The 20,428-nt window shown below is 69.2% G+C and carries 20 protein-coding genes; 9 read left to right on the top strand and 11 right to left on the bottom strand.

Annotated elements, in window-relative coordinates; all coding sequences use genetic code 11:
• Positions 1–55: 55 nt before the first annotated feature.
• Together AB0C30_RS39855 and AB0C30_RS39850 are read left to right on the top strand one after the other, a co-directional pair.
• Complete coding sequence (locus AB0C30_RS39855) at positions 56–703, top strand: TetR/AcrR family transcriptional regulator (RefSeq protein WP_357953798.1); 648 nt, start codon at positions 56–58, stop codon at positions 701–703.
• Between the two features lie 65 nt (positions 704–768).
• On the top strand, positions 769–945 hold the full coding sequence (locus AB0C30_RS39850) for an FAD-dependent monooxygenase (protein ID WP_357953796.1): 177 nt from the start codon (positions 769–771) through the stop codon (positions 943–945).
• A 50-nt stretch (positions 946–995) separates the two neighbouring features.
• On the opposite strand, the gene AB0C30_RS39845 is transcribed toward AB0C30_RS39850, so the two are convergent.
• The 3 genes from AB0C30_RS39845 to AB0C30_RS39835 form a co-directional block, all read right to left on the bottom strand.
• Positions 996–1,946: an alpha/beta hydrolase gene (locus AB0C30_RS39845; RefSeq protein WP_357953794.1), complete on the bottom strand. Its 951-nt coding sequence runs from the start codon at positions 1,944–1,946 to the stop codon at positions 996–998.
• Between the two features lie 93 nt (positions 1,947–2,039).
• Entirely contained in the window at positions 2,040–2,519 is a 480-nt protein-coding gene (gene rraA / locus AB0C30_RS39840) for a ribonuclease E activity regulator RraA (RefSeq protein ID WP_357953792.1), read from the bottom strand.
• Positions 2,520–2,621: 102 nt separating this feature from the next.
• A complete protein-coding gene (locus AB0C30_RS39835) occupies positions 2,622–2,822 on the bottom strand; it encodes a hypothetical protein (RefSeq protein ID WP_357953790.1) in 201 nt (66 codons plus the stop codon).
• Between the two features lie 240 nt (positions 2,823–3,062).
• Here AB0C30_RS39835 and AB0C30_RS39830 point away from each other — a divergent pair, with 240 nt between their 5' ends.
• Genes AB0C30_RS39830 through AB0C30_RS39820 form a run of 3 tightly spaced genes read left to right on the top strand, consistent with a single transcriptional unit; the run spans position 3,063 to position 5,706 of the window.
• Positions 3,063–3,896, top strand: coding sequence for a type II CAAX endopeptidase family protein (locus AB0C30_RS39830; RefSeq protein ID WP_357953789.1), 834 nt, complete (start codon positions 3,063–3,065; stop codon positions 3,894–3,896).
• Complete coding sequence (locus tag AB0C30_RS39825; protein ID WP_357953787.1) at positions 3,893–5,047, top strand: histidine kinase; 1,155 nt, start codon at positions 3,893–3,895, stop codon at positions 5,045–5,047. The genes AB0C30_RS39830 and AB0C30_RS39825 overlap by 4 nt, the downstream gene beginning before the upstream one ends.
• Positions 5,044–5,706, top strand: coding sequence for a response regulator transcription factor (locus AB0C30_RS39820; protein WP_357953785.1), 663 nt, complete (start codon positions 5,044–5,046; stop codon positions 5,704–5,706). Before AB0C30_RS39825 ends, AB0C30_RS39820 begins: the two co-directional genes overlap by 4 nt.
• A 43-nt stretch (positions 5,707–5,749) precedes the next feature.
• Here AB0C30_RS39820 and AB0C30_RS39815 read toward each other — a convergent pair whose 3' ends face one another.
• Positions 5,750–6,457 carry an SDR family oxidoreductase gene (locus AB0C30_RS39815; RefSeq protein ID WP_357953783.1) on the bottom strand — a complete coding sequence of 236 codons (708 nt, stop codon included), beginning with the start codon at positions 6,455–6,457 and terminating at the stop codon, positions 5,750–5,752.
• Positions 6,458–6,617: 160 nt separating this feature from the next.
• Here AB0C30_RS39815 and AB0C30_RS39810 point away from each other — a divergent pair, with 160 nt between their 5' ends.
• Positions 6,618–7,223, top strand: coding sequence for a TetR/AcrR family transcriptional regulator (locus AB0C30_RS39810; protein ID WP_357953781.1), 606 nt, complete (start codon positions 6,618–6,620; stop codon positions 7,221–7,223).
• A 228-nt stretch (positions 7,224–7,451) separates the two neighbouring features.
• Entirely contained in the window at positions 7,452–8,828 is a 1,377-nt protein-coding gene (locus AB0C30_RS39805; protein WP_357953779.1) for a three-helix bundle dimerization domain-containing protein, read from the top strand.
• Between the two features lie 101 nt (positions 8,829–8,929).
• Here AB0C30_RS39805 and AB0C30_RS39800 read toward each other — a convergent pair whose 3' ends face one another.
• The 6 genes from AB0C30_RS39800 to AB0C30_RS39775 all read right to left on the bottom strand — a co-directional run bounded on the left by AB0C30_RS39800 (position 8,930) and on the right by AB0C30_RS39775 (position 16,598).
• The gene (locus AB0C30_RS39800; RefSeq protein ID WP_357953777.1) at positions 8,930–11,803 is read right to left on the bottom strand and encodes a CBM35 domain-containing protein; all 2,874 of its coding nucleotides are present in this window, start codon (positions 11,801–11,803) and stop codon (positions 8,930–8,932) included.
• Between the two features lie 12 nt (positions 11,804–11,815).
• Positions 11,816–13,039 (bottom strand): extracellular solute-binding protein, encoded by a 1,224-nt coding sequence (locus AB0C30_RS39795; RefSeq protein ID WP_357953775.1) that lies wholly within the window; start codon positions 13,037–13,039, stop codon positions 11,816–11,818.
• Positions 13,036–13,857, bottom strand: a complete 822-nt coding sequence (locus tag AB0C30_RS39790; RefSeq protein ID WP_357953773.1) for a carbohydrate ABC transporter permease — start codon at positions 13,855–13,857, stop codon at positions 13,036–13,038. The genes AB0C30_RS39795 and AB0C30_RS39790 overlap by 4 nt, the downstream gene beginning before the upstream one ends.
• On the bottom strand, positions 13,854–14,783 hold the full coding sequence (locus tag AB0C30_RS39785) for a sugar ABC transporter permease (RefSeq protein ID WP_357953770.1): 930 nt from the start codon (positions 14,781–14,783) through the stop codon (positions 13,854–13,856). Before AB0C30_RS39785 ends, AB0C30_RS39790 begins: the two co-directional genes overlap by 4 nt.
• Before the next feature lie 85 nt (positions 14,784–14,868).
• A complete protein-coding gene (locus tag AB0C30_RS39780; RefSeq protein WP_357953768.1) occupies positions 14,869–15,882 on the bottom strand; it encodes a Gfo/Idh/MocA family oxidoreductase in 1,014 nt (337 codons plus the stop codon).
• Positions 15,852–16,598: a ThuA domain-containing protein gene (locus tag AB0C30_RS39775; RefSeq protein ID WP_357953766.1), complete on the bottom strand. Its 747-nt coding sequence runs from the start codon at positions 16,596–16,598 to the stop codon at positions 15,852–15,854. Before AB0C30_RS39775 ends, AB0C30_RS39780 begins: the two co-directional genes overlap by 31 nt.
• Positions 16,599–16,784: 186 nt before the next feature.
• Between AB0C30_RS39775 and AB0C30_RS39770 the strand changes: the two genes are divergently transcribed.
• Entirely contained in the window at positions 16,785–18,953 is a 2,169-nt protein-coding gene (locus AB0C30_RS39770) for an alpha-galactosidase (protein ID WP_357953764.1), read from the top strand.
• Complete coding sequence (locus AB0C30_RS39765; RefSeq protein WP_357953763.1) at positions 18,950–20,179, top strand: ROK family protein; 1,230 nt, start codon at positions 18,950–18,952, stop codon at positions 20,177–20,179. The genes AB0C30_RS39770 and AB0C30_RS39765 overlap by 4 nt, the downstream gene beginning before the upstream one ends.
• Here the strand turns inward: AB0C30_RS39765 and AB0C30_RS39760 are convergent.
• Positions 20,166–20,399 (bottom strand): hypothetical protein, encoded by a 234-nt coding sequence (locus tag AB0C30_RS39760; protein ID WP_357953761.1) that lies wholly within the window; start codon positions 20,397–20,399, stop codon positions 20,166–20,168. The two genes, AB0C30_RS39765 and AB0C30_RS39760, sit on opposite strands and share 14 nt — an antisense overlap.
• Between the last annotated feature and the right edge of the window lie 29 nt (positions 20,400–20,428).

Here is a 20,428-nt window from a genome sequence, read left to right as displayed (position 1 = left end):
ACTAGTACTCCGGTTTGGCGCTTGAGATTGTCAACCATCTGGCTACACTTTCGCAGTGAGTAGTAGCGACGCGTCCCCGACGCCGGTTGCCCGCCAGGCACGCAGCCGTGAGACCCAGAATCGCATCTTCGACGCCGGCATCCGCCTCCTGGAAGAGGGCGGACCGGAGGCGCTGACCGTCGTCGCGGTCGCCGAGGCCGCCGAGGTCTCGGTGGGCAGCGTCTACCGCCGGTTCGGCGACAAGGAACGGCTGCTGCTGGCCCTCCAGGCCCGGTTCACCGACGAGTTGGCCGCGGAGTTCTTCCGGCGCCTGGTCGACCTCGACCTCTCGGCGGCGACGCCGCCCGATGTGGTGATCGCCGCGGCGGTGGAGGGCGCGGCCGGGTCGCTGCACTCCCATGCCACCTTGATGCGGGTGTTCATGCTGCTGGGCACCCAGAACCCGGCGGTCTTCGAACACGGTTCTGCCGTCAGTGTCCGGGGCAACCAGGTCTTTCGCGACACGATCCTGCTGGCGGCACCGGCACTGCGGCATCACCCGGACGTCGAGGCGGCGATCGACTTCGCCTATCGGATGATCTACGCGACCTGCGCCCACCGGATCATCCACGGTGAATACCTGGAGTCGCGCCGCCCCCTGCCCTGGCCGGAACTGGTCGACCAGTTGCGGCGAGCCGTCACGGCCTACCTGCTGAGTCGCTGACACAAGTGTGAACCTGCATTCACACTTAATGCGAACGTGAATTTACATTACTGGCGGGCGCGTGCATGAACAAGATCTTCGACGTCGCTGTGGTGGGTTACGGCCCTACCGGCATGGTCGCGGCCTCCCTGCTCGGGCAGCTGGGCCATGAGGTCGTGGTGTGCGAGCGGTGGCTCACGCGCCTGCCGTCCCGCCCAATTCGCCGGCCGTCGCGCAGATGGCCGCCACGAGCGCCACCGTGACGTCCGCGACTAGCGTCCGCAGCTCGGGGGGAGCGGTCCGGGTGCGGGTGTCAGGTCGTGCCCAGCGCCTTGCGCAGGACGTGGATGGCCTGTTCGACGGCGCCCGTGGTGGCGGCGGTCTGCCGGAGCGGGTTGAGCATCATGAAGTCGTGCAGGATGCCGTTGTAGCGCAGGCTCGTCGTGCGCACCCCGGCTGCCGTGAGCTTGCGCGCGTACGCCTCGCCCTCGTCCCGCAGCACGTCGTTCTCGTCCACGATCACGAACGCCTCGGGCAAACCGGTGAGCTCCTCCAGGGTCGCCCGCAGCGGCGAGGCGGTGATCTCCGCACGCCGGTCGTGGTCCGGCAGGTACGCATCCCAAAACCAGGCCATGGCCTTCGCGGTCAGGAAGGGCCCGTTGGCGAACTCCCGGTAGCTGTCGGTGTCCTGGGCGGCGTCCGTGACCGGGTAGTAGAGCGACTGGTGGACGAACCTCACGTCGCCGCGCTGCTTGGCCAGGATGGCCAGGGCGGCCGTCATGTTGCCGCCGACGGAGTCGCCCGCGACCGCGAGGCGCGCGGCGTCGAGCCCCTCGGCGGCACCGTCCCGGGTGATCCAGCGGGCCGTGGCGTACGCCTGCTCGATCGCCACCGGGTAGCGCGCCTCCGGCGAGCGGTCGTACTCGACGAAGACCACGGCGGCCTTCGCCCCGACGGCCAGCTCGCGGACGAGGCGGTCGTGCGTGCCGGCGTTGCCGAGGATCCAGCCGCCGCCGTGGACGTACAGAATGACGGGCAGCGCGCCGGTGGCGCCCGGAGGCTTGATGATGCGGACCCGTACGTCCCCGACCTCGGCCGGTACGGTGATCCACTTCTCCTCGACGTCGAGCTTGTCGATCGGGGCGGCCTGGATGTCGTCCAGGACCTTCCGGGCGCCCTCGGGGCCCAGTTCGTACAGGAACGGGGGCTTCGAGGTCGCGTCCGCGATCTCCTGTGCCGCCGGCTCCAGAATGTGCTCAGTCATGAGACGTCCCCCTGGTCGTCATGGATGCTCGAGCCCCCCGGGCTCACGTACCCGCAATCCGGGGGGCGAACGCACGGTCATCGTGACACGCGCTCAGGAGATCGAGGCGCGCGTCACGAGGATGCCGTCGTCATCACTGAACAGCTCGGCCCCTGGATGGAAGGTGACACCGCCGAAAGCGACCGGGACGTCACGCTGGCCAGTGCCCTCCTTGCCGCTCTTACGTGGATTGGCGCCCAGCGCCTTGACGCCCAGGTCCAGTTCACGCAGGGCGGCGACATCTCGTACCGCACCGTTGATGACAACGCCGGCCCATCCGCTGGCGACGGCCAGGCCGGCGATGATGTCACCCATGAGGGCGGTGTGCAGCGAGCCGCCGCCATCGACCACCAGGACGCGTCCCTCGCCGGGCTCTCCCAGGACGGACTTGAGCAGCGCGTTGTCCTCGTGGCAGCGGACGGTGACGACCGTGCCGGCGAAGGCCCGGCGGCCGCCGTATTGGGAGAGCTGAAGGTCGCAGGAGTCGAGCTCGTCGCCCCGCTCGTCGTAGAGGTCTGCGGTCACGATGGTCACAGCGCGGCCTTTCTGCGAATCGGCAGGATACGAGTGGCGAATTGCCGCCGCTGGCACCCCGCCGTTGTGGTTTGGGCACATCTGCCGCGACTGTACAGGCGGTCAGTCGTCAGGGCCTTCCATCTCGCCGCTCCGGGGGTTGGGGCCCTGCGGGTTGGGGCCGGGGCCGGAGGCGGGCAGGCCGAGGGCGCGCTTGACGCCCGCGTTGTCGGCCGACCGGAGTCCCCGCTTGTCGTAGACCCAGGCGTCGAAGTAGTTGATCGGCGGGACGAGCGTGACGTCGAAGTCGGCGAGGACCTTCATCAATTTGGGGACCTCGGCGGCGTCGAAGGCGGCCTAGCCGCACTGCTGGATGCCATCGCGGCCCGGATCGCGCCCCGGCGTCCCGGCTGAGGTCGTGCGCGGCGCGCTTGTCCCCCGTGCGAGCTACCCGCGAGTGTCCACCGCGCGGTGACGATTCCCGGTCGGCACATCCCTAGCGTTCTCGGCGTAGCCGCGGCGCTCCGGTCGCGGAAGCTCGTGGAATCTCGCAGAGGAGTCGTCATGCGGCTGTTGAAGCAGCTCGTGGCCGTCGCGGTGGTCGCCTTCGTCGGCAGCCTGGGTGTGGGCGCGGTACAGGGGAACGCGTTTCTCACCCTGGTTCTCGGTGTCGCGACGGCCGTGCTCGCGGTGTTCGTGTACGCCCGGGTGGTGCGGTGGTCCGAACGCCGCGAGCCGGTGGAGGTGGCCGCGAAAGGCGCCGCCACCGCCGTCGGCCGAGGGGTTCTGATCGGCATCGGGTTGTTCACGGCCGTCATCGTGAACATCGCCTTCATGGGCGGCTACCGCGTCGACGGCGGCGGCTCGCTGGCGGGCGCTATCGGGCTGGTCGGGTTCATGGCCGCCGCCGCCGTGACGGAGGAGCTGCTGTTTCGCGGCGTTCTGTTCCGGATCGTCGAGGAACGCACCGGTACGTGGATAGCGCTGACGCTGACGGGTCTGGTGTTCGGCATGGCGCATCTGTTCAACCAGCACGCCAGTCTGTGGGGCGCGCTCGCCATCGCGATCGAGGGCGGTGGCATGCTCGCCGCGGCGTACGTCGCCACCCGCACCCTGTGGGTGCCGATCGGCCTGCACTTCGGCTGGAACTTCGCCGCGGCCGGCATCTTCAGCACCGAGGTCTCCGGCAACGGCGCGACGGAAGGGTTGCTGCACGGGGTGACGTCAGGTCCGGCCCTGCTCACCGGTGGCGACTTCGGGCCGGAGGGCAGCCCGTACTCGGTGGTCTTCTGCGTGCTGGCGACGATCGCGTTCATGTGGCTGGCCCGCCGTCGCGGCAACCTGGTCCCTCGCCGGCGCGCCGCCCGGCCCGGCACGACCGCTACGCTCTCCCAGTGATCGGTCTCCATCGGGTCCCGGATCTGTGGCGGCGGTGTGACGTCACGGTCCGGGATTCTCCGCTCGCGCTGCTGTTGGCCGTCGCGTCGTTCCTGCCGGGATTGCAGAGCGCCGGGACGCAAGTGGGCGACATGCCGCTCCGCCCCTACGACGCGCTGGCCGTCGTGGCGGTCGCCCTTCAGAGCCTCCCGCTCGCCGTGCGCCGGCGGTGGCCGGCCGTCTGTCTCATCCTGGTGTCGCTCGGCTTCGCACTCGACCAGCTGCGCGGATACCACGCGTTGGCGGGCACCGGGCTGCCCATCGCGCTGATGAGCGCGGGCGCCCATCTGGAGCGTCACCGTCGCGTCATCGTGGTCCTCCTCTCCGTGGCGTACGTGCCGCTGGCGGTCGCGCTGGACCGGCCCGGCGGGCCCGAGAGGCCGGAAGGATTCGTGCTGTTCTACCTGGCGCTCGTTCTCGCTTGGGGCATGGGGGCTTGGCTGCGCTCCACCCGGGCCGCCGAGGCCGAACTCCGCCGCCACGTCGCCGAGGCCACTCGCACCGCCGAGCGCACCCGCATCGCCCGCGAGCTCCACGACGTCGTGACCCACCACGTGACGGCGATGGTCGTGCAGTCCGAGGCGGCCCGCTACCTGACCGCCGTACCCGATCGCCTCGACGAGACGCTGAGCGCCGTCACCGACACCGGCCGGCGGGCCATCGCCGACTTGCGACACCTGCTCGACCTGCTCAACCCCGGCCACGACACCGACGTCAGAACGCCGTCCGTCGGCGAGCTTCACACGCTCGTGGAGCAGACACGTCAGGCCGGGCAGCCGGTGGAGTTCACCGAGGAGGGCCGGCCGGCGGAGTCGGCCGGCAGCGCCGAGTTCGTGACCTACCGGGTCGTGCAGGAGGCTCTGACGAACGCCCTCAAGTACGCCCACGGCAGCCGCACCGTGGTCCGTGTGCGCTATGGCCGGAAGGAGATCAGCGTGGAGGTCACCACCGATGGTTCCGGCGCACGGAGGGGTTCCCCTGGTGGGAGCGGGCGGGGTCTCGCCGGGCTCCGGGAGCGGGTCGACGCCTTGGGGGGCGAGTTCAGCGCGGACCGGCCCACGGGCGGCGGCTTCGTCGTGCGGGCACGGGTCCCCGCGGGGAGCCCGTCGTGAGCGCTCCGGTTGTTCGGGTCCTGATCTGCGACGACCAAGCGCTGATCCGTACCGGGTTCGCGACGATCATCGGTGCGCAGCCCGACCTCGAGGTGGTGGGGGAGTGCGGGGACGGTCGCGCCGCGGTCGACCTCGCCCGCCGGCTGAAGCCGGACATGGTGGTGATGGATGTACGGATGCCGGTGCTCGACGGGATCGAGGCGACCCGCCTGCTGGCCGGTGCCGGGGTGGCGGATCCGATCAAGGTGCTCGTGGTGACGACGTTCAACCTGGACGAGTACGTGTACGAGGCGCTGCGCGCGGGCGCGAGCGGGTTCCTGCTCAAGGACGCCCCACCGGCGCAGCTGCTGAACGGCATCCGCACCGTCGCGACGGGTGCCGCGCTACTGGCACCCGAGGTGACGCGGCGGCTGGTCGGCAGGTACGCGTCGCGGATCCGTCCCGCCGAGGACACGCCGGACGGCATCGCGCTGACCCCGCGCGAACTGGAGGTCCTGCGCCTCATCGCCGACGGCCTGTCCAACAGCGAGATCGCCGCGACCTTGGTGATCAGCCAGGAGACCGTCAAGACGTACGTGTCGCGCATCCTCACCAAGCTCGACCTGCGTGACCGCGTGCAGGCCGTGGTCTACGCCTACCGCAGGGGCCTGGTGACCTGAGACGCACCACGCGGCCATCACGCATGCCGATCCTGTGCGGCCGTCAATGGCCGGCGCTCATACCTCCGTCGACGTGCAGGATCTCGCCGGTGACGAACGGGGCCGTCTCGAGGTAGACCACCGCGTCGGCGATGTCGCTCACCTCGCCCATCCGCCCGACCGGGTGCAACGCGGCGAGGGTTTGATGGGTCTCGTCCGGGTGCATCGGGGTCTTGATCGTGCCCGGTGAGACGGCGTTGACGCGGACGCCGCGGGTCGCGTACTCGATGGCCAGGGACTTGGTGGCGGACTGCAGGCCGCCCTTCGTCAGCGAGGCCAGCACGGAGGGGACGTTGGCGTCGGCGTTGTCGACCAGGCTGGTGGTGATGTTGACGATGTGGCCGCCGCCTTGGGCGAGCATGTGCGGGATGGCCAGCTGGGTGACCTGGAAGAACCCGGTCAGGTTCACACCGTTCACGGCGGCGTAGTCGGCGGCCGTGTAGTCGGTGAAGGGCTTGGCGATGAAGATCCCCGCGTTGTTGACCAGCGTGTCGATACGGCCGAAGCGCTCGATGCCGGCGGCGATGACGCGCTCGGCGGTGGCGGGGTCGGCGATGTCGCCCTGGACGGTCACGACGTCGGCGTCGTCGGCGGGGGCGATCGTACGCGAGGTGGCGACGACGCCGTAGCCGAGCTTGCGGTAGGCGTCGACGAGTGCGGCTCCGATGCCCTGCGACGCTCCGGTGATGACCGCGACCTTCTGGATACTCATGATGACCTTCTTGGTGAGTGAGGATGTCACCGGACGGGTTACTAGCCGACCGGTCGTCTATCAGCAACGTAGACGACCGGTCGACAATTCGTCAAAGTGAGATGGGCCACCCCGATGGAGGTCGATAGTCGACCGGTCTAGTAAGACGTACACTGATGGTATGGGACGAACCAGTGATGCCAAGGAGAGGATCCTCAGCGCCGCGCAGGTGCTCATCGAGCTGCGTGGCTACTCCGCGCTGGGCGTGGCCGAGATCTGCAAGGCGGCAGGCGTGCCGAAGGGTAGTTTCTACTACTTCTTCAACTCCAAGGAGGAGCTCGCCCTGGCCGTCATCGACGAGCACTGGGCCGGCCAGCACGGCAACTGGAAGCGCATCCTGCGCAGCGATGACCCGCCCCTTCAGCGGCTGCGGCAGCTGTTCGAGGCCACCGAAGCCGACCAGCGCGCCGGGCAGCAGAGCTGCGGCACCGTCTCGGGCTGTCTTTTCGGGAACCTGACCCTGGAGATGAGCAACCAGACGGAAGCCCTCCGCGAGCGCCTGCAGCAGATCTTCGAGTCCCAGGTCGACATGGTGGAGAAGGTCGTCACCGAAGCCCGGGAGCGCGGCGAGGTCACGGTCGCCGACGCCCACGAGGCGGCGCGATCCGTCGTCGCTCAGCTCGAAGGTCAGGTGCTCTTCGCCAAGCTCTACAACAACACCCAGCGCCTCGATGCTCTGTGGACGAACTGCCTGGCCCTTCTCGGCGCCACCGCCCCCGCCCGGTGATGAACGGATATAAAACATTTGTGTATTTCGCTTGACGAATGAGCCCGTCGAATATGAACAGATGATTTCCGGGGGTGCGGTCGTATCGCCCTTACCTGCGGGTTTTAAATAACAGCCGACGTGGTTATCAACGCGGTCGAAACCCCCTATATGGTGGGGTCTCGCATGATCGGGCGGGCATGGCGGCTCGCTGCGATAACTGATAATTAATAGGTCGGGGAGTTATTGGTGAGCGGCGATACCCTCCGCGAGGAACAGGCGATCCGCCGGACCACCGACCACCTGGTGCAGGTCTTCGCCGGCACCCATTCCGCCGAGCACGTCGAGAGTGTGATGCAGGCGGCTTATCGCCGCTTCGACGGCCTTCCCGTCCGTGACTTCGTCCCCGTCATGGTCGAACGCATCGCTCGCGGTGAGCTGACGGCACGGGTGGAGGCGCCCGCGCCCACCGAGTCCGCACCTACCGAGGCCGCGCCCACCGAGCCTGCGCCCGCAAAGGCCGGTGTGATGGCGAGAATGCCCAGCCGCAAGGTGCTGCTCCCGATCGGCCTGGGTGTCGCGGTCGTCGTGGTCGCCGCCGTGGTGGTCGTGAACCTCGGGAAGCCGGAGGCCCCGCCCCCGACTCCGCCGCTCACGGTCGTGCGTGGCGTGATCGGCTCCGAGAAGAAGGCGTTCTTCGAGGATCCGCAGGTGGTGCGGGCCTTCGCCGACAAGGGCGTGAAGGTCGAGATCGAATCGGCCGGTTCCCGTCAGATCGCCACCTCGGTAGACCTCAGTCGCTTCGACTTCGCGTTCCCGTCGAGTGCGCCGGCGGGTGAGTTCATCCAGCGCAAGCGCAAGGTCAGTACGAAGTACACGCCGTTCTCCTCGCCCATGGCGATCGCGACGTTCCAGCCGATCGCGGACCTGCTCACCAAGGCGGGTGTGGTGAAGCAGGGCCCCGTGCCGACCTTCAACATCGGCCGCTACCTCGAACTGGTCACCACGGACACGAAGTGGGACCAGCTCACGGGCAACTCCGACTACCGCGTCGACAAGAACGTCCTGATCTCCACGACGGACCCGCGCACCTCGAACTCCGCGGCCATGTACCTGGCGATCACCAGCTATGTCGCGAACGGCAGCAAGGTCGTGCACGGCGCCACCGCCGAGAAGAACGTGCTGCCCTTGGTGACCCAGCTCTTCACCAGCCAGGGCTACACCGACAACACCTCCGAGGGTCCGTTCAACGAATACCTCACGGTGGGCATGGGCCCGTCGCCGATGGTCTGGATCTACGAGGCGCAGTTCGTCGACGCGGTCACGCGAGGGCAGATCAAGCCGGGGATGGTGCTGATGTACCCATCCCCGACGGTGATGTCCAAGCACACGCTGGTGCCGCTCAACGCATCAGGCGACCGCGTCGGACGCCTGCTCAGCACCGACTCGCAGCTGCAGCGGCTCGCCGCCGAGCACGGGTTCCGGTCGGCGGACGCCGCCGACTTCGCCAAGGTCGCCGCGGATCACCAGGTAAGCGTCGCGACCGACCTCATCGACGTCGTGGACATCCCCTCCTACGACACCCTTGAGCACCTGCTCGACAGCGTCGGCAAGTCATACGGCTAGCCGCGGCTCCGGCCGCCGTTGCTTCCGGGCATGGACCCCGGCGCGGAAGATCCGGCCGGGGTCACGCCTTCTCGCCAGAGATCACCCGAGATAGCCCGAGATCACCCGAGAGAGATGCGGTCCAGGTCCGGGGCCGGGGTCGTGTCGTTGTGGAGCTTGATGGTGTTCGGGCCGGCCTTCAGCGTGACGGGGACGCTGACGGTGTAGAGGGTGTTGTTGCCCGCCCCGTTCACCTTCACCTCGGTCGGCGTGCCGCCGTTGACCGTCACGGAGTACGACTTGGGGCCGTTCACCGTGAAGTCGATGTACAGCGTGTACGCCCGTGCCTCGGGGACCGTGACGTCCTCGAACAGCACATAGGCGTTCGGCTCGCTGCCCTGGTCCGGTCCGCCGCCGATGTTGCGGACCTTCTGACCGCCGGAGCACGCCGCGCAGGCGGTGATCCCGGCTTCGCCGATCTTGTTGCGTGAGTCCTCGGCCTCCCGCATGAACACCCGGTCGGCGGGACGCGGACGTACTCCGACCTGGTTCGTGACCGTGTAGGGGCGGCCGAGCGACTGGAAGGTGGCGGTGATCGGGATGTCTGTCGCGGTCACGTCCTTTCCGGGGGGTGAGGTGAGCGTCCACGAGCCCGCCAGCGTCTGCCCGAGCCGGACGGCCGACGCCTTGATCGTCTCGCCCTCGACGGTCCAGCCCGCCGGGACGGCCGGGGCGAACGCGACCTGGTCGAGCACGTCCTCGCTGTCCAGGCGCAGCGTGGCCGAGACCCGCAGCGACTGCCGGCCGGGACTGACCCACTGCAGGCCGGCCGGGTCGACGGTCATGGTGGTCTTGGGGGTGTACGAGGCGGGTGGCATCGGGGCGACGGCCAGGCGGTCCACCCCCGCGTCCCCGGACAGGGTGATCGTGTTGGTGCCCGCCTTCAGGGTGACGGGCAGGGCGCTGGAGGCGGGGACGCCCTTGCTGTCGCCCGGCACCCGCACCTGGAGCGGCGCCGCGCCGTTGACGGCGACCGACAGCGTCGCGGGTGTGGCGGAGGTGTGGTCGATCTGCAGGCGGTACTCGCCCGCCGCCGGGACGCTCACGTCGCGGTAGGTGAGCGTGCCGTCCCGCAGCCCGATCACCTGGGCCCCGCCCGAGCAGGCGGCGCAGGACTCGACGCGGGCCCGGCCCGTCCGCTGCTGCCGCTCCGCCTCAAGCGGCAGGCTGTCGCGCGAGACCGGGTACGAGTCGGCGACCTGGATCTCGTCGATCCGGAGCTTGCGGTGGAAGCGTGGCGCCTGCGCGCCCGCCCAGGTGTTGAGCACCTCCAGCTTCACGTAGCGGCCGTGCTGCTCGCCCAGGTCGAGGACCTGCGTGCCGCGGGCGCTGCGCATCGCACCGGCCCGCACCGGCTTGTCCCAGCGGCGGCCGTCGTCGCTGACGTAGACGCGGTAGTCCTTGATCCGGGCGGAGTCCTCGGGCCGCCCGAACGTCACCCTGGCCAGGACAGGCGACCATTCGCGCTGGTTGACCGCCAGATAGGCCACCTTCTTCCGCTTGCCGAGATCCAGCGTCACCGACACCGGCAGGTTGCCGTCTGAGTCCCAATATTTCGTGAAATCACCGTCCACTAGGGCGGCGGCGGGATGCTCGGTCTGCTCGGCGGACGCCGTGGCCTTGACCCCGGTGAGGAAGCCCTGGCGGCCGGCCGTCTCGACCTTGAACACCGTGTCGTAGTCGTCCCACCGCGTGATGCCGAGGATCGTCAGGGAGCCGCCGGACTGGGTGAACCGCATCCGCTCGCCCGTACGCAGGTCGCTCACCCCGGTGATGCGATAGCCGTTGTCGCGCAGCCGTACGCGGTCGGTGCTGGGCTTGGTCAGCACGTGGACGTACTGGACCTTCCCGCCGTCGTCGCGCCGGACGGTGATCACGCCGTGCGCGCCGTCGTTCCAGAAGCCGGGCTGCAGGCCGCCGTACATGTAGCCGCCGCCCTCGGTGGCGTGCAGTGACTCCTTGATCGGCGGGACCCACGTGGACATGAAGGAGTTGAAGGCCTCCTGCTGCGGCGGGAACTTGCCGTTCACCATCGCGGTCTCCGCCATGAGCGACTTCATCGACGAGCCGGCGTTGGTGATGTACCGGCCGGTGGACAGGCGGGCGTCCACGGGGTGGTCGGCGCCGTCGTACCACCAGTCGCCGACCGTGGGCAGCTTGTAGTCCGCCTCGACCAGGCGCGGCATCGGGGTCCACGCCGCCTGCGGGTAGTCGTAGGCGGGGGTCATGCCGGTCTTCTGCTCGTTGCTGACCGTGTCCATGATCGGGGTGTCGGTGTTGTTGTTGCTCAGCAGCCAGTCCGGGCGCCGTTCACGGACCTTGTCGTACAGGCCGTTCTGCTGCCAGTACTCGTTCTCGTTGTCGATCCAGAACCCCGCCAGGTCCGGATATTTCTCCATGACCTCCAGGAAAAGATCCTGGCTGTACATCCCGAAGCCGGGTCGGGTGGTGATGTCGACCTGCCGGCCCTTGTAGGCGGAGTAGGCGGCCGAGTCGAGCATCTCGACGCCCGTGTTGTTGTGCCATTGCGGGTCGTCGGTCATGTAGAGCATGACCCGCACGCCCTTCGCCTTCCCGGCGTTCACCAGTTCGCCGAGGAAGTCGCGGCGGGTGGCGCAGCTGCCCGGGATCGCGGACGGCCAGGGGCGGGCGTAGCCCAGCGCGCTGTGGAAGGTGGCCAGGACGATGTAGGAGGCGCCGAGGTCGCGGGCCTGGTCGATCCAGTAGTCAGGGGTCCAGCCGCCGTCGGTGACGTCGCGTTCCCACGAGGCGCAGTCCAGGTGCCGGGGCGCGGTGAACATGCCCCAGTGCAGGAACAGGCCCGCGGTGGAGTCGCGTAACCACTGCTGGCGAGGATGGACGACTTCGGCGTGGGCCGGTACGGCGGTGAGCAGACCGACCAGCATCGCGAGGGCGAGGATGGCGCGCAGGCGCATACGAATGTCTCCCTACTTGGCGACGCGCTGGATGGCGGCGACCGCGGTGGTGGCGGCGTCGCCCGGGGAGGACTGTCCGGCGAGCACGGCGCTCCACGCCTCGGCCACCGGCTTGCGCATCTGCGTCAGCTCGGTGCCGAACCCGGGCAGCAGGTACGGCACGCCGTTCTCCAGTGCCTTGTTGAACTGGGTGTAGATCGGGTCCTTCATGCCCTCGGTGTCGGCCAGGTCCTTGCGCACCGGCATACTGCCCGCCTCCAGAGCGGCGAGCTCGCCCTCCTTGCTGAGGAACATGGCGGCCACGGCGTTGAAAGCGGCGTCCTTGTCCTTGGTGAACGCGCTGACGTGCACGTTGTCGCCGAACTGGTAGACCTTGGCCGGGGCGCTCCCGTTGGGCACGGGCACGACGCCGTACTTGAAGGAGGCGGCCTTCTTGGCGTTGCCGTACTGCCAGTTGCCGCCGAGCACGAAGGCCATGCCACCGGCGGTGAACTTCTGGAAGGCGACGTCAGGGGTCCAGGTGGCGGCGTCTCTGGGCACGTAGCCCTTCTCGGCCCAGCCGCCGACCAGCTTGAGCGAGGTCTCCAGAGCGGCGGCGTCGGGCTTGGCGTAGTCGAAGCCGTACGCGGTGATGAAGGAGAAGGCGTTGACGTCCTGGTCGCCCTGGCCGGGCAGGCCGATGCCGATGTACTTCTTGCCGATCTTCTCCAGGGCGGCGCTCAGCTCGTCCATCGTCGTGGGCGGCGTGATGCCCAGCTCGTCGAGGATCGTCTTGTTGTACCAGAGGGCGGTCGTGTTGTTGAAGCCCTGGACGCCGTAGACCTTGCCGTCCTTCTTGATGACGTTCGCGTCGGGGATCTGCGCTTTGTCGGGGAACTTGTCGAACTGGGGGGTGATGTCGGCGATCGCGCCGGCCTTGATGAGCTGGAGCAGGTCGGCGCCGCCCTGGACGAAGACGTCGGGGCCCTGCTTGGTGGCCGCCGTGGCGATCACCTTCTGGGTGAGCTGCTCGCCGGGTACGTACACGCTGTTCAGTGGCTTGGACAGCTTGGCCTTGGCGTAGATGTCGTTCAGGTCCTTGGTGAACTTCGCGGTGGCGGGGATGCCCTGGGCGTAGTAGTGCCAGAACGTGACCTTGTTGGCGTCGCCCGAGCCGCCGGAGCCGGAGGTGCCGCACGCGGCGAGGGCGCACAGGGCCGCCGCGGCGGCGACGACGCGGAGTCTTGCAGAGATCAACGGACGCTTCCCATCGTGATACCGCCGACCAGCAGGCGCTGCCCGAACAGATAGATCAATACAGTCGGGACCGAGACCAGGACGGAGACCGCCATGAGACCCGGCCAGTTCACCCCGTAGGAGGACATTTGCTGCGCCAGCAGCGCGCTCACCGGGTATTGGCCCGGGTCGTTGAGAAAGGTGATCGCGTACAGGAACTCGCCCCACGCGCCGATGAAGGTGAGGGTGGCCACGGTGGCGATCCCATTGCGGGTGATCGGCAGCACGATCTTGACGAACCGCTGCCACCTGCTCGCGCCGTCGCTGGCGGCGGCCTCCTCGATGGCGATCGGCACGCCGGTGAAGAACGGCCGCAGCAGCAGCATGCTGAAGGGCAGGTTGGTCGCGGCGATGGCGAGCGCGACGCCGTACAGGTTGCCGGTCAGCCCCCACTGGGCCAGCAGCCGGTTCAGGGGGATGAGGGTCGAGGTGGCCGGCACCATCTGCAGGATGATCAGCGCGGCCAGCCCGCCGGTCACGATGGCGCCGTTGAGCCGGGCCAGTCCGTACGAGGTGGGCACGGCGACGACGAGCACGATGACCGTGGTGGACACGGCGATGATCACGGAGTTGACGGCGGAGGTGGCGAAGCCGCCGTTCCACACGTCGATGTAGGCCTGGAGGGTGGGCTTGAAGATGACCGCCGCCGATCCGGCGAACACGTCCTTGAGGCTCTTGAACGAGGTGGCCAGCAGCCAGTACAGCGGCAGCGCGTAGATCGCCAGCAGGACGACGCAGCCGAGCACGGTGACCGGCGTGTTGCGCTTGGCGTCGGTCATGCCTGCTCCCGCCGGTTCATCCGCAGGTAGACGGCGCTCAGGAAGAGCACGATGACCAGCGACAACGTCGCGGTGAACGAGCCCTGGCCGAACTCGTAGAACTTGAACGCCTGCTGGTAGCCCAGGTACGGCAGCGTGGTCGTGGAGGTGCCGGGCCCGCCGCTGGTCATCACGAAGATGAGGTCGAACGAGCGGAAGGCGTTGATCACGACGAGCACGCCGAGGATGGAGATGACCGGGCGCAGCAGCGGCAGCACGATGTGCCTGGTCACCTTCCAGCCGGCCGCGCCGTCGAGCGCGGCGGCCTCCAGCAACTCCTGGGAGACGTCGAGCAGCGCCGCGCGCAGTACGAGCGCGCAGAACGGCACCACCATCCAGGCGTTGACCAGCCCGAGCACGACGATCGCCAGCGTGCCGTTGGCCAGCCAGGGGATCGGCTGCTGGATCAGGTGCAGCCAGAGCAGCACTGAGTTGACCGGCCCGCCGGATTCAAGCAGAAATTTCCACAGATTTCCGGCGACGACCGCCGGCAGCGTCCACACGAACACCATCGCGCCCAGCGTCACGCCGCTCAGCCGGGTGCGCGGCCGCAGGACCAGCGCGGCGGCGAACCCGCCGGCCAGCCCGACGACCAGCACGATCACGACGATGGCCAGCGTCTGGAGCACCACGTGACCGAACGACGGGTCCTCGATCACCCGCCACATGTTGTCCAGTCCGTTGAACGGCCGCTCGCCCAGCAGGTTCTCGGCGGTCACGTCGGAGAACGCCGTACGGAACAGGTCGATGAGCGGATAGACCGACAGCACCGCGAGATAGATCGCGCCCGGCAGCAGGAACAGCATCGTCTTGGGGCCGAACAGCGTGCTGCCCGCCCGCTGCCGCGCTCTGCGCGCCGCGACCCGGTCGGCGGCGGCCGTCACCATCGCCCGGCCCTCGTCCGCTGCCCAGCACGAGCGGAGGTGAAGACCGTCGCTCGACCCTCGTCCGCTGCCCAAGTACGGGCGGAGGTCACCATTGTTCGACCTTCGTCCGCTCCCCGGTTCGGGCCGAGGTCAGCGCGGCCTCCAGCATCGCGACGCTGTGCGCGTTGTCGGCGGCGGGCGAGGTCGGCTCACCGGTGCCCGCCACGGCGTCGACGAATGCCCGCAGCACCCCGGCCCGCTCGAACAACGGCAACTCGGGCACCTCGACCGCGCGTACGTCCCCGGCCGCGTCGGTGATCGACACGGCCCGGTGGTCGTCCGGCGCGGCCCCCCAGGTCAGCAGCCCCTCGTCACCGGAGATCCGCCACACGCCGGGCCACGGCGTCTGCGGGCCGACCCCCTGGCTGGACAGGACGTAGTCGATCGTGAGCCCGCCGTCCAGCTCGACGATGAGGCTGGCTCCGGGGGTGTGATCCTGGGCCGAGCGTATGGGCGTGACCGGTACGCAGGTGATCGCCATCCCCTCCCGCCCGAACAGGTAACGCATCAGGTCGAAGTGGTGGATGGCCAGCTCGATCAGTGAGTTGGCGTCCCGGACCCCGGCGTGGTCGCGGTGCCATTCGAGCGAGACCCGGCGGACGGCGCCGACGGCTCGCCGCTCGAGCAGGTCGCGGACGACCGGGGCGCCGGGGAAGATCCGGTAGTTCTGGTCGATGCCGAAGACCAGGCCCTTCCGTTCCGCGAGGCCGGCGAGCTCCCTGGCGGTCGCGGCGTCCAGGGTGAACGGCTTCTCCAGCAGCAGATGCGCGCCGGCCTCCAGGACCTGCCGGGCGACGGCCGCGTGCGCGCCGATCGCGACCGGCGCGATGGCGGCCACGGCGCCGGTGGCCGCCAGCGCCTCCTCTACGGTGGCGAACACGTTGTCGTCGCCGGTCTTGGCGGTGAACGCGGCCCGTGCCTCGGGGGAGGCGTCCACCCAGCCGGTCACCTGGACGTCGGGGAGCCGCGGGAGGATGTTCGCGGCCCAGTCGAGCCCCCAGGGGCCGAGGCCGATCTGGATCAGGTCGGTCATGCCTCGGCCCACCAGTTCCGCGGCCATTCGCCCTTCCTGGTGATCTTCGGCTGGGGCTGGACGGGCGGCGTCGCCCACTGGACCGCGTTGGCCAGCACGCGCCTGATCTCGGGCTGGAAGTAGATCGGGGACTCCTCGTGGCCGGGGGCGAAGAAGAAGATCCGGCCCTTGCCCCGCTGCCACGCGCAGCCGCTGCGCAGCACCTCGCCGCCCTCGTAGGAGCTGATGAAGACGAGCTCGTCCGGCTCGGGGATGTCCATCGGTTCGCCGTACATCTCGCCCTTGGGGATGACGACCGGGTTGGGGACGCCGCGGACGATGTCGTGGCCGGGCAGGATCGTCCAGAGCAGCTCACTGTCGTCGTGCCGCCAGCTGGCGATCTTGCAGGAGGTGCCCAGCAGGGCCTGGGCGACCTTCGACTCGATGGCGGAATGCAGGATGAGCAGGCCCATGCCGCCGAGCACCCGCCGCCTCACCCGCTCGACGACCTCGTCACTGACCTCGTCGTGCTTGAGGTGGCCCCACCAGAGCAGGACGTCGGTCTCGTCCAGTACGGCCTGGGTCAGACCGTGCTCGGGCTCCTCCTGGAGCGCGACCCGTACATGTGCCTCGGGGCCGAGGTGTTCGGCCAGCGCCTGCCCGAGCACGACGTGCAGCCCGTCGGGATACACCGACGAGACGCTGGGATACGTCCGCTCCTCATAGAACTCGTTCCACACGGTCACGTTCATTCGTTCGCGCACCCATCCGATGTTTCTGTGAGCCTGCCTCTATTTATGCAAGGCTTCTGCATATTAAGATGGGGTGACTCTAGGCACAATGCCTGGACTCCAGCAAGGTGAAAGGTCTCACATCCTGAGACTTGTGCCGGTGAGTCCGCTCCTTGTGGGTGCTGGAGACGTCCGATGACATAGCGAAGAAAGGTCAGGATGACGAAGACCTCCGACGTCGCGCGGCACGTTGTTCAGCTCCGAGCCGCCGGCGTGGCCCTGATCCTCGACCTCCGGTCCGCCGGGCTGCCCACCGTCGTCCACTGGGGTGCCGATCCGGGCCCGTGCGACCAGGCCGAGCTGGACGCGATGGCCGAGGCCGCCATCGCGCCGCACGTCATCAACCTCATCGACGGACCCGTCTCGCACTCGGTGCTGCCCGAAGGCCACACCGGGTGGTTCGGCATTCCCGGTCTGTCCGGCTCCCGCTCGGGTGCGGCGTGGGCGTCCCGCTTCACCGTGAGCAAGGCCGTCCAGGAGGAGGGGCGGCTCACCGTCGAGGCGGCCGATCCGGGCACCGCGCTCGGGCTGTGCCTCGTCATCGAGCTGACCGGCAGCGGGTTGGTCCGGTTGCGCACGTCCGTACGCAATGACGGTGATGACGACTATCGGGTGGACGCGGTGTCGGCCGTCCTGCCGGTGCCCGAGCGGGCGGCGGAGCTGTTCGACCTGGCCGGGCGCTGGTCGCGGGAGCGGCAGCCGCAGCGGGGAGCGTTCAACGTGGGCGTGCACCTGCGCGAGGGGCGGCGCGGCCGGACCGGGGCCGACGCCGCGACCGTGGTGGTGGCCGGGGTGCCCGGATTCGGGTTCCGGTCGGGGGAGGTGTGGGCGGTGCACACGGCCTGGAGCGGCAACCACCGCACCTGGGCCGAGCGTACGGGCGAGGGCTTCAGGACGCTGGGCGGCGGCGAGTCGCTGCTGCCCGGTGAGATCGTGTTGCGGCCGGGGGAGAGCTACGAGTCGCCCGAGCTGTTCTTCGGGTACGCGGACGGGCTCGACGAGCTGGCCGCCCGCTTCCACCGGCACCTCAGGGAACGGCCGAACCATCCCGATTCCCCCCGGCCGGTCAACCTCAACGTGTGGGAGGCCGTGTACTTCGACCATGACCTCGGCAAACTCCTCGCCCTGGCCGAGCGGGGAGCCGCGATCGGGGTGGAGCGGTTCGTGCTGGACGACGGCTGGTTCCACCGCAGGAACGCCTCCGACCGGGGGCTTGGTGATTGGTTCGTGGACGACCAGACCTGGCCGGACGGGCTGCATCCGCTGGTCGACCGGGTCAAGGAGCTCGGCATGACGTTCGGGCTGTGGTTCGAGCCGGAGATGGTCAGCCCGCTCTCGGAGCTCGCCGTCAAGCACCCGGAATGGATCATGCGGGCCCGTCCCCAGCTGCCGCCGGCCTCGCGCTGGCAGCAGGTGCTCGACCTGGCGCACCCGGAGGCGTACGAGCACGTGCTCACCCGCATGTCCGAGGTCATCGCGGAGTACGGCGTCGGCTACCTCAAATGGGACCACAACCGCGACCTGATCGAAGCGCCCCACGTTCACCGGCAGACGCTGGCCGCCTACCGGCTGATGGACGAGTTGCGCGCCACCTTCCCCGGCCTGGAGATCGAGTCGTGTTCGTCCGGGGGCGCCCGCGTCGACCTCGGCGTCCTGGAGCACACCGACCGGGTGTGGGCCTCCGACTGCATCGACCCGCTCGAACGGCAGACCATCCAGCGCTGGACCAGCCAGCTCATCCCGCTCGAACTCATCGGCGGCCACGTCGCCTCCACCGTCTCGCACACCACCGGCCGCCGGCACGACCTCGCCTTCCGGGCGATCACCTCGCTGTTCGCGCACTTCGGGCTGGAACTCGACCTGACCAGGCTGGACGACGCCGAGACCGCGGAGCTGGCCGAGTGGATCGGGATCTACAAGCGCTACCGGGCGCTGCTGCACTCCGGCACACTGGTCCGCGACGAACACCCGAGCACGGGCCGCTGGCTGACCGGCGTGGTGACGCCGCGCCTGGCGCTGTACTCGGTGGCGGCGGTGCGCCGCTCCGACGAGGAGCCCGCGGGGCGGATGACCTTCCCCGGACTCGACCCGGCCCTGCGGTACGCGGTGCGGCTCGTCGGCCCGAACCGGGACGACCTCGGCCCCCGGCCCGGCTGGCTGGACGCGCCGGGCCTGCTCAGCGGCGCGACGCTCGGCACGGTCGGGGTACGGCTGCCCACGCTACGGCCCGAGACCGCCATGCTCATCGAGATCGCGGCACAACCGGCGCTTGACGGGCAAGCTGTAGGCAACGCCGAGTGGGAAACAGAGCAGAAAGCGAACGGATGACCTCCTCCAGGGTTCGGCCGAGCACGAGCACGCAGCTCGGCGGTGACACCTCCGCCCTGCGGACGCTCAACCTGCGCTCTGTGCTGCGCGTGCTCTACGGCGGCGGCAGCCACACGATCGCCTCGATCGCGGCGGCCGCCGGCATCTCGCGCCCGACCACGACCCAGGCGATCTCCGACCTGCTCGCCGCGGGCTGGATCCAGACCGCCGACCAGGTCATCGACAAGGTCGAGAAGAAGGACGGGCGGGGACGGCCGGCACAGCGCTTCGAGTTCCGTCCGGGCGCGGGCCACGTGCTCGGGGTCGACATCGGCGGTCACAAGGTGCTGGTGCTGGTCAGCGACCTGTCCGGGGAGATCGTCGCCGAACGCCGCGAGAGCCTGCGCCCGACCTCCCCACGGTCCAGGCGTCTGACGATCATGAACGAGGCGATCAACGCGGCGCTGGAGGCGGCGGGCCTGTCCGCCGCCGACATCTCGTGCGCGGCGATCGCCACCCCCGGCGTCGTCGGCCCGGACGGCAAGGTCGCGCACGCCCCGGCCATCCCCGAATGGGCCGGTGTCGACCTGGGCGGGCACGTACGGAATCGGTTCGGCATCCCGACCCAGGTCTTCAATGACATGCGGATGGCCGCGCTGGCCGAACACTGGAAGGGCGTGGCCCGTGACGCCTCCGACGTGGTGTACGTCCATGTCGGCCGCCGCATGGGCACCGGCCTGCTGGTCGCGGGCAGGCCGCACGCCGGTCGGCACGGCGCGGCGGCCGAGATCGGTCTGTGGCGCGGGTTGCCGTGGGCGCACGCGTACGAACGGCTGCTGGATCTGGCACCGGGGCGAAGCACGGACCACGAGGACGCGATCCAGGCCATCTTCGAGGCGGCCAAGGCGGGCGACGCGGCCGCCCAGGCAGGCATAGACGGGTTCGCCGACCTGCTGGTGGAGGGTTTGGCGCCGGTGATGGTGACGATCGACCCCGAGCTGGTGATCATCGGGGGCGGCATCTCGGCCGCCGGCGAGGCCATCCGCGAGCCGGTACGCGCCCGCGTCGAACGCGAGACGGACTTCCCGCCCAAGGTGGTCTGCTCGGTGCTGGGCGACCATTCCTCCGCGATCGGCGCCGTGCGCTGCGCACTCGATGTCGCGGAGGAACGTCTCTTCGCCGAGCTCAAGCCGGGTCCGGGAACGCCGGCTCAGCAGGGGGCAGGGGTGGCGCTCAGCAGGGGGTGAAGTAGTACTTCGCCTGGCCGTCCGTCGTCCCCCACTGGCCGGGCGGCTGAGAGCATCCGGACCAGCGCTGTCCGACGATCTGGTCGCCCACGAAGTAGCTGATGACGAGGAGGAGGTCGCCCCCCGGCGGGGGAGGGGGAATGGCCTGGGCCGGGGTGGAGCCGAGGGCGAGGGCGCTGAGAGCCAGCGCCACCACTAAAACGCCGCGCTTCATTTTCATGCAGGTTCCTCCAGATCAGCCGATTTTCG

It is taken from the genome of Nonomuraea sp. NPDC048901 (assembly GCF_040649695.1).
GTDB lineage: Bacteria > Actinomycetota > Actinomycetes > Streptosporangiales > Streptosporangiaceae > Nonomuraea.
Note: the sequence above shows the minus strand (reverse complement) of the source record. Positions and strands in the feature narration are given on the sequence as shown.

Coding starts and splice junctions, on each gene's coding strand:
- AB0C30_RS39845 (WP_357953794.1), bottom strand. CDS start 1,946: ATGACTGAGCACATTCTGGAGCCGGCGGCACAGGAGATCGCGGACGCG.
- AB0C30_RS39790 (WP_357953773.1), bottom strand. CDS start 13,857: ATGACCGACGCCAAGCGCAACACGCCGGTCACCGTGCTCGGCTGCGTC.
- AB0C30_RS39780 (WP_357953768.1), bottom strand. CDS start 15,882: ATGGCCGCGGAACTGGTGGGCCGAGGCATGACCGACCTGATCCAGATC.
- AB0C30_RS39765 (WP_357953763.1), top strand. CDS start 18,950: ATGACCTCCTCCAGGGTTCGGCCGAGCACGAGCACGCAGCTCGGCGGT.
- AB0C30_RS39785 (WP_357953770.1), bottom strand. CDS start 14,783: ATGGTGACGGCCGCCGCCGACCGGGTCGCGGCGCGCAGAGCGCGGCAG.
- AB0C30_RS39810 (WP_357953781.1), top strand. CDS start 6,618: ATGGGACGAACCAGTGATGCCAAGGAGAGGATCCTCAGCGCCGCGCAG.
- AB0C30_RS39835 (WP_357953790.1), bottom strand. CDS start 2,822: ATGAAGGTCCTCGCCGACTTCGACGTCACGCTCGTCCCGCCGATCAAC.
- AB0C30_RS39815 (WP_357953783.1), bottom strand. CDS start 6,457: ATGAGTATCCAGAAGGTCGCGGTCATCACCGGAGCGTCGCAGGGCATC.
- AB0C30_RS39800 (WP_357953777.1), bottom strand. CDS start 11,803: ATGCGCCTGCGCGCCATCCTCGCCCTCGCGATGCTGGTCGGTCTGCTC.
- AB0C30_RS39850 (WP_357953796.1), top strand. CDS start 769: ATGAACAAGATCTTCGACGTCGCTGTGGTGGGTTACGGCCCTACCGGC.
- AB0C30_RS39760 (WP_357953761.1), bottom strand. CDS start 20,399: ATGAAAATGAAGCGCGGCGTTTTAGTGGTGGCGCTGGCTCTCAGCGCC.
- AB0C30_RS39830 (WP_357953789.1), top strand. CDS start 3,063: ATGCGGCTGTTGAAGCAGCTCGTGGCCGTCGCGGTGGTCGCCTTCGTC.
- AB0C30_RS39770 (WP_357953764.1), top strand. CDS start 16,785: ATGACGAAGACCTCCGACGTCGCGCGGCACGTTGTTCAGCTCCGAGCC.